The sequence below is a fragment of the Pedococcus sp. NPDC057267 genome (assembly GCF_042668795.1).
Classification (GTDB): Bacteria; Actinomycetota; Actinomycetes; order Actinomycetales; family Dermatophilaceae; genus Pedococcus.
Map to the genome: position 1 here is coordinate 1 of NZ_JBHUYG010000131.1, position 9,759 is coordinate 9,759.

Consider the following 9,759-nt stretch of genomic DNA (forward strand, 5'->3'; position numbering starts at 1 on the left):
ATCCCGACCCGGCGGCACCGCGTCGGTCAGTGCTGGTGGGCGCTCGCGAGCATGGCCTCGCGGCCGGACCCCAGCACGGTGAGGGGCAGCAGGGTCTTGCCGGTGGGCCCGATCTCGATCTCGGTGCCCATCTGGGGGCAGACGCCGCAGTCGAAGCACGGGGTCCAGCGGCAGTCGTCGACCTCGGTCTCGTCGAGGGCGTCCTGCCAGTCGGCCCAGAGCCACTCCTTGTCCAGCCCGGAGTCGATGTGGTCCCAGGGCAGGACCTCGGTCTCGCCGCGCTCGCGCGTGGTGTACCAGTCGACGTCGAGGTCCCACGGCAGGTCGGCGAATGCCGTCTGCGCCGCCGACATCCAGCGCTCGTAGGAGAAGTGCTCGCTCCAGCCGTCGAACCGGCCGCCGTCGCGCCAGACCTGCTCGATGACGCGGCCGACGCGTCGGTCGCCACGAGAGAGCAGGCCCTCGACGATGCCCGGCTTGCCGTCGTGGTACCGGAAGCCGATGGAGCTGCCGTAGCGCTTGTCGGACCGGATCGCGTCCCTCAGCTTCTCCAGCCGGGCGTCGGTCTCCTCCGCGCCGAGCTGGGCGCACCACTGGAACGGGGTGTGCGGCTTGGGCACGAACCCGCCGATCGAGACGGTGCACCGGATGTCCCGCCGCCCGCTGACCCGCCGGCCGGTCTCGATGACCCGCTTGGCGAGCTCGGCGATCTGCAGCACGTCCTCGTCGGTCTCGGTCGGGAGGCCGCACATGAAGTAGAGCTTGACCTGCCGCCAGCCGGCGCCGTAGGCCGCGGCGACGGTGTTGATGAGGTCGTCCTCGGTCACCATCTTGTTGATGACCTTGCGGATCCGCTCGCTGCCGCCCTCGGGCGCGAAGGTCAGGCCCGAGCGCCGGCCGTTGCGGGTCAGCTCGTTGGCGAGGTCGATGTTGAACGCGTCGACCCGGGTCGACGGCAGTGACAGCCCGGTCTGCGTGCCGTCGTACCGGTCGGCCAGACCCTTGGTGATGTCGGCGATCTCGGAGTGGTCCGCCGAGCTCAGCGAGAGCAGCCCGACCTCCTCGAAGCCGGTGGCGGCCAGCCCGCGCTCGACCATCTCGCCGATGCCGGTGATGCTTCGCTCCCGCACGGGGCGCGTGATCATGCCGGCCTGGCAGAAGCGGCAGCCGCGGGTGCAGCCGCGGAAGATCTCGACCGACATCCGCTCGTGCACCGACTCCGCCAGCGGGACCAGGGGCTGCTTCGGGTACGGCCAGGCGTCGAGGTCCATGACGGTGTGCTTCGACACCCGCCACGGCACGCCGGTCACGTCGGCCCGCGGGGCGACCCGCTGGATGCGTCCGTCCGGGAGGTAGGAGACGTCGTACAGCGACGGCACGTAGACCCCGCCGGTGCGGGCCAGGCGCAGCAGCAGCTCGCGCCGGCCACCCGGCATACCCTCCGCCTTCCAGTCGCCGATGAGGTCGGTGACGGCCAGGACGGCCTCCTCCCCGTCACCGACGATGGCGGCGTCGAGGAAGTCGGCGATGGGCTCGGGGTTGAATGCCGCGTGTCCACCGGCGATGACCAGCGGGTCCTCGTCGGTGCGGTCCTGCGCGTGCAGCGGGATGCCGGCGAGGTCGAGCGCGGTCAGCATGTTGGTGTAGCCGAGCTCGGTGGAGAACGACAGCCCGAGCACGTCGAAGTCACGCACCGAGCGGTGGCCGTCGACGGTGAACTGCGGGACGTCGTGCTCGCGCATGAGGCGCTCGAGGTCCGGCCACACGGCATACGTGCGCTCGGCAAGGGCGTCCTCGCGCTCGTTGAGCACTTCGTAGAGGATCATGACGCCCTGGTTGGGCACGCCGACCTCGTAGGCGTCGGGGTACATCAGCGCCCAGCGCGTGGTGAGCTCCTCGCCGCCGGGGCCGTGGCCGCCGACGTTCCAGTCCTTGACGGTGGAGTTGAGCTCCCCGCCGACGTACTGGATGGGCTTGCTCACCTGCTCGAGCAGCGGCTCGAGCAGGGGGAAGACGGAGGCACCGGGGGTCGAAGTCATGGTCCGACAAGGGTAACCGGGGGTGGCGCCCACCCCGAAACGCCGGATCCGGGCTCGAGGGCATGCCGACACGCGCAGCGCCGCGCTCCTGGGCCCACTGTGCGCTGATCGACCTCACAGAGAAGCCTCAGCAAGCGGCGCTAGCGTCCACCCCCGTGCGCCAGTCAACCGTCCGGCTCGTCGCCCCGGGCCTGCCCGCAGCCCCTCCGTCCCCCACCCGTGCGGCGGGCCACGTCACGCGTCCCACGGGCAGGACGCACCAGGGCTGGACCACGACCCCGGCAGGCACCTGACGGTGGGCCTGCGGGCGGGCCACCACCGCACCCTCCCCGCCGTGCTGGGCGTCGTGCTCGCCATGGTCCTCGCGGGCTGCATGGGCGGGGCCTACGGCACCGCGTCCCCGACCCGGCCGCCCGGCGCGACAGCGCCCACGACCACGACCGCTCCGACCGGCAGCGCCTCCCCCAGCCCCACGACGACCGGCGCGGCCCCGCTTCCGACCCTGCGCCTCGTCGGGCTCGGCGACTCGGTCATGTCCGGCGCAGCCTGCGCGTGCCAGCCCTTCCTCGCGCAGTATGCGTCGATGCTCGCCACGCGGGACCACCGCGCCGTGTCCCCGTCCAACCTCGGCGAGAGCGGCCTGACCGCGGCGCAGCTCGTCGACCAGCTCTCCGAGCCGGGCGTGGCCGCCGAGGTTGCCTCGGCCGGGACGGTGGTGGTGACCATCGGCGCCAACGACCTCCTTCCGCTCGTCTCCACCTGGTCGGACGGCGGCTGCGACACGTCGTGCGTCCAGCCGGCCGTCGCCCAGATGAGGCAGGCCGTCGCCCAGGTGCTGTCCCGCATCCACTCCCTCGTGCCCGACAGCACCCAGGTCCTCGTGACCGACTACTGGAACGTCTTCGAGGACGGCGACGTCGCCGACTCCAAGGAAGGGCCCGGGTTCGCCGGCTGGAGCGACGGCGTGACCGTGGCCGCCAACGCAGCGATCTGCACCGAGGCGCAGTCCGCGGGCGACGTGTGCGTGGACCTGTACCACCCCTTCCTCGGCGCCGACGGCACCAACAACCCCACGTCCCTCCTCGCCGAGGACGGCGACCACCCCGACGCGGCCGGGCACACGCTCATCGCCAAGGCGTTGCTCTCCGAGACGCCCCAACCCGCCAGCTGACCGCCGGCCCCCGAACTGCTGGTCGCCGCAGCCGACGGCGGCAGCCGCCGTGCTGCGCGCAAGACGCCGGGCTCAGGTGGCCAGGTGGTGGGAGAGGAAGTCGAGGGCCGCAGGTATCACCCGGGACCACGACGCGAAGTTGTGGCCACCGCCCGGCAGCACCACCGTGGTCACGGACATCGGCGGCCGCACCAGCGAGGCGAACGTCCTGGTGTCGCCCACCCCCGTGTGGCCGCGCTCGTCCGCGCCGACCGTGGCGTACACCGAGACCGGAGGTGCCGGCTGGTGGCGCAGCAGCCACTCGGGGTCGTTGAGCTGCCGCACCACGGGCGACCCGCCCCAGAGGTCTCCCGTGGTCCCGTCCCGCAGCGTGTGGTAGTAGCCGGACAGGGAGGCTGCCGCCGGGAAGACGCTCGAGTGGGTCAGGGCGAGCTTGGTCGCGCAGTACCCGCCGGTCGAGTCGCCCATCGCGCCCCAGCCGGTCCCCCCGACCCGGAGCCGCGACGAGATCGCCCGCGGGACGTCCTCGGCGAAGTAGGTGAGCGTCTGCGGGCCCGCCGGCACGTCCGTGCACTCGGTGTCACGCGGGGGCGCCACGGTGGGCCGCAGCATCACGAGCACCATGGGCCGCGACCGTCGTGCCGAGATCTCCTTGAGGAGGACGTCGGGGTAGTGCAGGCGCTGGACGAGGCTGCTCGTGGTGCCGGGGTAGCCCGTGAAGACCTCGACCGCGGGGAACCGGCTCCGGGCGAAGGCAGCCTGGAAGTACTGCGGCGGGAGGTACACCAGGGCCTGCTCGCTGAGCCTGCTGTGCGCACCGTAGATCGTCAGGGACTCGATCCGCCCCTTGGTCCGCCACTGGACCGGTGCCGACCACGCCGACTGGCCCGCCACGGTGGGGTCCCTCGTGACCGCCAGCGGCGCGGGGGCCGGGCGACCGTGCGCAGCGAGCGCGAGGGAGATCGTGGTCTGGCTCGGGGCTCCCGCCGACGGCGTGCCGAACAGGTCGGACCACGACCCGTAGAAGTAGCCGTAGTTGTTGAGGGCGGCCGCCACGAGGAGCACCGTGGTGACCTGGGTGAACGCCAGCAGGCCGACGCGCTGCGCCAGGCGGGCATGGCGCGGACCCCTCACCCGCGACCACAGCAGCACGGCAAGGGCCATGGCGACCCCCACGACGATCGCGAGGGTCAACAGCAGCGGCCAGCCGAGCAGCGGCACGACGTCCTTCCTCCTCCCAGGGCAGCTGCGGCGGCAGCCCTGTCCAGTCCGAGCATCGCGCGGATGCCTGCAGGCGGGCTGGAGCGATGCTGGGAGTTCGTTGAGGACGGGGCACCCGGCCGTGCCGGCGGCATACTGGCGGGGTGTCCGGTGCGCGCACGCGCGTCGCGGCGGCGCTCGAGGCGGTGCCCCGCCGGTTGTTCCTGCCCCCGGACCAGGTGGCCCACGCGGACCGGGACGAGCCGCTCCCCATCGGCCACGGCCAGACCAACAGCCAGCCGACCACCGTCCGGCAGATGCTCGAGCTGCTCGACGTGCAGCCGGGGAACCGGGTGCTCGACGTGGGGTGCGGGTCGGGGTGGACGACGGCGCTGCTGGCACACCTCGCCGGCGCGGCCGGCTCGGTGGAGGGGGTCGAGCTCGTGCCGCAGCTCGTGGAGTTCGGGGCCGCCAACCTGCAGCGGGCGGGTGTCGGCAGCGCCCGGGTCCACCAGGCGCGGCGCGACCGGTTGGGCTGGCCGGAGGGGGCTCCCTACGACCGCGTGCTGGTGTCGGCCCAGGCGGTCGAGCTGCCACGCGACCTCCTCGCCCAGCTCGCCCCCGGTGGCGTCATGGTCGTGCCGGTGGCGGGACGGATGCTGCGCGTGCGGACAGACGACGACGGGCCGGTGGTCGAGGAGCACGGGTGGTACCGCTTCGTGCCCCTCGTCACCGGCCCGTCGGTCGACGGCAGGTGGGGTCAGCCCGTGTAGAGCGCGTCGAGGACGTCGCCGTACTTCTCGTTGACGACCTTGCGCCGCACCTTCAGGCTCGGGGTGAGCTCGCCGGCCTCGACGGTCAGGTCGTGGTCGAGGACGACGAACTTCTTGATCTGCTCCCAGCGGTTGAGGTTCACGTTGAGGGTGTCGACGTACATCTGCACCATCTCGCGGGCCTGCGGGGACGTGACGATCGTCCGGTAGTCACCGGAGATGCCGTGCCCGTCGGCCCAGTCGGCGATCGCGTCGGCGTCGAGGGTGACCAGGGCCGTCACGAAGTTGTGGTCGGCGCCGTAGACGACGAACTGGCTGACGTACGGGCACAGGCCCTTGAAGGTCGACTCGATGAGCGAGGGCGCGACGTACTTGCCGCCGGAGGTCTTGAAGAAGTCCTTCTTGCGGTCGGTGATCTTGAGGTACCCGTTGGCGTCGAGCTCGCCGATGTCGCCGGTGTGCATCCAGCCGTCGGCGTCCTTCGCCTCGGCCGTGTCCTCGGGCTTGTTGTGGTAGCCCTCCATCACGCCGGGACCGCGCAGCAGCACCTCGCCGTCCTCGGCGATCCGTGCCTCGGTGCCGGGCAGCGCCCAGCCGACGGTGCCGATCCGGTTGCTGCCGGGGCGGTTCACGAAGGAGGCGGCGCTGGTCTCGGTGAGGCCGTAGCCCTCGAGGATGGTCAGGCCGATGGAGTCGAACCAGTGCGCGACGTCCGTGTTGAGGGCCGCCGACCCCGAGATGAAGAACCGGATGCGTCCGCCGAAGCGCTCACGCACCTTGTGCAGGACGAGCTTGTCGGCCAGGCCGATCTTGGTGGCGAGCATGCCGGTCGGCTCCTCGCCGCGGGCCCGCATGGCGGCGACGTCGCGGCCGACGCTCACCGACCACTTGAACAACTTCTCCTTCAGGCCGCCCTCGGCCTTCATCATCATCGTGATGCGCGCGTACGCCTTCTCGAAGATGCGGGGGGCCGCCCCCATGAAGGTCGGCTGCACCACGGCCAGGTTGTCGACGATCTTGTCGATCCGGCCGTCGATGGCCGTCGGGAAGCCGCACTGCAGCGGCAGGGTCAGCAGGAACTTGCCGAAGACGTGGGCCAGCGGCAGCCACAGGTACTGCAGGTCGGACGGGCTCAGGATGCCGATCGCGTCGGTGGCGGCCGCCTGGTAGGTCCACGCGTTGTGGTCGAGGCGCACTCCCTTGGGCCGGCCGGTCGTGCCGGAGGTGTAGATGATGGTGGCGAGCTGGTCGGGCGTGAGGGCGTCGATGCGCTCGTCGACCGCGCCGGGGTTCGTCGCGAGGAGCTCGGCGCCCATCTGCTCGAGCTGGCGCAGGCTGAGCACCCACTCGCCGTCCGACGCGCCGTCGAAGGTGATGACGCGGGCGAGGCCGGGCAGGTCGACCCGGCGCTCCCAGAGCTTGGTGACCTGCTCGTCGTCCTCGGCGAAGACGACGACGCTGCCGGAGTTGGCGAGTATGTACGCCACGTCGGGGGCGATCGTCGTCGGGTAGATCGTCGTGGTCGCGCCACCGGAGCACATCACGGCCAGGTCGGCCAGCGCCCACTCGTACCGGGTCGAGGAGGCGATCGCCACGCGGTCCTCCGGACCGACGCCGAGGGCGATGAGGCCGGCAGCCAGCCGGTAGGCCGTCTGCTGCACCTCGGACCAGGTGACGCCCTCCCACGTCTCGCCGACGGCGAACCGGAACGCCTCGGAGTCCGGCGTCGCGGCCACGCGGTCGCGGAAGAGGTGGCCGACCGACCGCGCACGGTTCTCGATCAGGCGCTCGTCGACCGTCTCCGTGGAGGCGGACGGGGTGTGGTGGAGGGTGGGAGTCGACATGACCGTCCTCGGCTCGGGAACTGCATGGGGGTCGCTGCCCGGGGTGGCAACTTCCGAGGGATAGTGCCATGGTCGCGCACCTCGAGGGCGAAATCACGGGTGAATGTGACCGAACGGCCATTCCACGCTGCCCGAAGGCAGTTCCCGGGTCAGGAGGGGACGATCGTGCCCAGCACCCGGCGGCAGGTCTCGACGTCGCCGGCCATCGCCTCGAGCAGCTCCTCGACGGAGTCGAACCGCAGGGTCGGGCGGATCCGCTCGACGAACTCCAGGGTGACCTCCTCGCCGTAGAGGTCGAGGTCGGTGCGGTCGAGGACGTAGGCCTCCACGGTCCGCACGACGCCGTCGAACGTGGGGTTGGTGCCGACCGAGATCGCCGCCGGCAGGGTCCGCTCAAGGTCCTCGGCGGGCCGGCCCACCCGGGTGAGCCACCCGGCATACACGCCGTCGGCCGGCACGAGGCCCAGGGAGTCGTCCGAGAGGTTGGCGGTCGGGTAGCCCAGCTCGCGTCCGCGGTGCGCGCCGTGGACGACGGTGCCGGTCATGCGGTGCGGCCGGCCGAGGACCGACGCGGCCTGTGCGACCTCGCCGGCGTCGAGGTGGCGGCGCACGGCGCTGGAGGACCAGCGCTCGCCGTCCCCCAGGTCGTCGAGCACGATGACGTCGAACCCGTGCTGGCGGCCGAGCTCGGCCAGCAGGTCCACGTCGCCGGTGTAGCCCTTGCCGAAGCCGCGCGCGTCGGCGCCCACGACGAGGGCCTTGACGCCGAGGGTCTGCACGAACGTCGAGACGATGAACTCCTCGGGCGTCTGGTCGGCGAACTCGCGCGTGAAGTCGAGGACGAGCAGCCCGTCGATCCCGGTGGTCGCGAGCAGCTCGTCTCGCAGCCGGCCCGGTGCGATGAGCTCGACGGAGTCGGGGTGGAAGATCGTCGCAGGGTGCGGCTCGAACGTCACCGCGACGCTGGGCACGCCTCGAGCGGCCCCCTCCTCGACGAGCCGGCCGAGGACGGCGCGGTGCCCGAGGTGGACCCCGTCGAAGTTGCCGAAGGTGGCGACAGAGGGCCGCAGGTGCGCGGGGGTCTGGTCGGGGTCGGTCCAGCGGTGCACGGGGGACACTCTACGAACCGGCCGGTGCGAACACGACGTGTGGGCGTGCTTTGTGACCCGACTCATCGAGCATGGCGACCAGGCGCCCGTCGGGTCCGAAGGCGGCGACGGGCTCCGGGCGCAACGGTGTCGCCGAGTCGACGCGCTGGCCGTACCCCAGCGCGCGGGCCTCGGCCTCGGTGAGCTCGTGCACCGCGAACTGCGCGCGGGCGGCCTCGGCCAGCGGCAGCACCGGCACCTGCTCGGGGTCCCCGAGCGCGGTGAGCGACTCGAGGTCGTGCGCCCGGCCGAGCTCGAACGCCCCCACCCGGGTGCGGCGCAGCGCGGTGAGGTGACCGCCCACGCCGAGCGCGGACCCGAGGTCGCGGGCCAGGGCGCGCACGTAGGTGCCGGAGCTGACCGTCACCTCGACGTCGAGGTCGAGCACGGGGGTCCCGTCGTCGGCGACCCCAGCGCGCCGGGCGACCACCTCGAACCGCGAGACGGTGACGGGACGCGCCGGCAGGTCGACGTCCTCCCCCGCCCGCACCCGGTGGTACGCACGCTCGCCCTTGACCTTGATGGCGGAGACGGCGCTCGGGACCTGCTCGATGTCACCGGTGAGCCGGGCGACCGCCGCGTCCACCGCGGCGTCGTCGACACCGGACGCGGCGTCCACCGGCGTGGACGCGGTGACCTCGCCCTCGGCGTCGTCGGTCAGCGTCGACTGCCCCAGCCGGATCGTCGCGGCGTAGTCCTTGTCGCACCCGACGAGGAAGGTCAGCAGCCGGGTCGCGCGGCCGATGCCCAGCACGAGCACGCCCGTGGCCATCGGGTCGAGCGTGCCCGCGTGCCCCACCTTGCGGGTGCCGCAGATGCGCCGGGCACGGCCGACGACGTCGTGGCTCGTCCAGCCCTGCGGCTTGTCGACGACCAGGAGGCCGTCAGGCGCGGGCATCCGCGCCGTCGCCCCGCTCGCCCACGGGCTCGTCGTGGTCCCCCGTGACGTGGCCCGCCGCGTCGCGGTCGTCCTTCGTGTCGAGGCCGTCGTCGTCGAGCTCGTCGTCCTCGTCGTGCTTGTACGGGTCGGCGTCGCCGGCGTACGTCGCCCCGGCCGCGGCGGCCGCCACGGCGGCGTCGCGCTCCTTGGCCTCGCGCAGCAGGTCCTCGAGGTGGGCCGCGGACTCGGGGATGGCGTCGGCGATGAACTCCAGCGTCGGCGTGAGCCGGATCTGGATCTGCCTGCCGACGAACGAGCGCAGCCGGCCCTTGTTCTTCTCCAGCAGCTCCGCGGTGCGCGTGCGCTGCGCCTCGTCACCGAAGACGGTGTAGAAGACCGAGGCGTGCTGCAGGTCGTTGGTGACCCGCACGTCGGTGATGGTGACGAAGCCGAGGTCGGGGTCCTTGACGATCGACTCGACGTTCGCCGCGACCAGCGTCTTGATCCGGTCGGCGATCCTGCGGGCACGTCCGGCGTCGGCCATGGCTCCTCCTGGTCAGTGGGGTCGTGGGTGACGGTATGCCGCCCGCGCGAGCCCGCGGGAAACCGGCACCCGGTGCGGGACCGCGCACACGCGCGCGGCGTCTCCCGCAAGTCGTACGTCGCGCTGAGGTCGCCCAGCAGGAGGTCGTTGAAACACCCCC

The 9,759-nt window shown here is 72.3% G+C and carries 8 protein-coding genes; 2 read left to right on the top strand and 6 right to left on the bottom strand.

All coding sequences use genetic code 11. The features are described 5' to 3' along the window. Positions 1-26: 26 nt before the first annotated feature. Complete coding sequence (locus tag ACFUC1_RS19100; RefSeq protein WP_379122634.1) at positions 27-2,039, bottom strand: TIGR03960 family B12-binding radical SAM protein; 2,013 nt, start codon at positions 2,037-2,039, stop codon at positions 27-29. Positions 2,040-2,373: 334 nt separating this feature from the next. Here ACFUC1_RS19100 and ACFUC1_RS19105 point away from each other — a divergent pair, with 334 nt between their 5' ends. Continuing rightward, positions 2,374-3,210 (top strand): SGNH/GDSL hydrolase family protein, encoded by an 837-nt coding sequence (locus ACFUC1_RS19105; protein WP_379122636.1) that lies wholly within the window; start codon positions 2,374-2,376, stop codon positions 3,208-3,210. A gap of 72 nt (positions 3,211-3,282) precedes the next feature. Here the strand turns inward: ACFUC1_RS19105 and ACFUC1_RS19110 are convergent, their stop codons facing one another. Then, positions 3,283-4,431: an alpha/beta hydrolase gene (locus tag ACFUC1_RS19110; protein ID WP_379122638.1), complete on the bottom strand. Its 1,149-nt coding sequence runs from the start codon at positions 4,429-4,431 to the stop codon at positions 3,283-3,285. Positions 4,432-4,574: 143 nt separating this feature from the next. Here ACFUC1_RS19110 and ACFUC1_RS19115 point away from each other — a divergent pair, with 143 nt between their 5' ends. Next, positions 4,575-5,183 (top strand): protein-L-isoaspartate O-methyltransferase, encoded by a 609-nt coding sequence (locus ACFUC1_RS19115; protein ID WP_379122640.1) that lies wholly within the window; start codon positions 4,575-4,577, stop codon positions 5,181-5,183. Here ACFUC1_RS19115 and ACFUC1_RS19120 read toward each other — a convergent pair. The 4 genes from ACFUC1_RS19120 to rbfA form a co-directional block, all read right to left on the bottom strand. Next, on the bottom strand, positions 5,171-7,027 hold the full coding sequence (locus ACFUC1_RS19120; protein WP_379122642.1) for an AMP-dependent synthetase/ligase: 1,857 nt from the start codon (positions 7,025-7,027) through the stop codon (positions 5,171-5,173). The two genes, ACFUC1_RS19115 and ACFUC1_RS19120, sit on opposite strands and share 13 nt — an antisense overlap. Positions 7,028-7,176: 149 nt before the next feature. Then, entirely contained in the window at positions 7,177-8,136 is a 960-nt protein-coding gene (locus tag ACFUC1_RS19125; RefSeq protein WP_379122644.1) for a bifunctional riboflavin kinase/FAD synthetase, read from the bottom strand. Positions 8,137-8,146: 10 nt separating this feature from the next. After that, the gene (truB, locus tag ACFUC1_RS19130) at positions 8,147-9,073 is read right to left on the bottom strand and encodes a tRNA pseudouridine(55) synthase TruB (RefSeq protein WP_379122646.1); all 927 of its coding nucleotides are present in this window, start codon (positions 9,071-9,073) and stop codon (positions 8,147-8,149) included. After that, entirely contained in the window at positions 9,060-9,599 is a 540-nt protein-coding gene (gene rbfA / locus ACFUC1_RS19135; protein ID WP_379122647.1) for a 30S ribosome-binding factor RbfA, read from the bottom strand. The genes truB and rbfA overlap by 14 nt, the downstream gene beginning before the upstream one ends. Between the last annotated feature and the right edge of the window lie 160 nt (positions 9,600-9,759).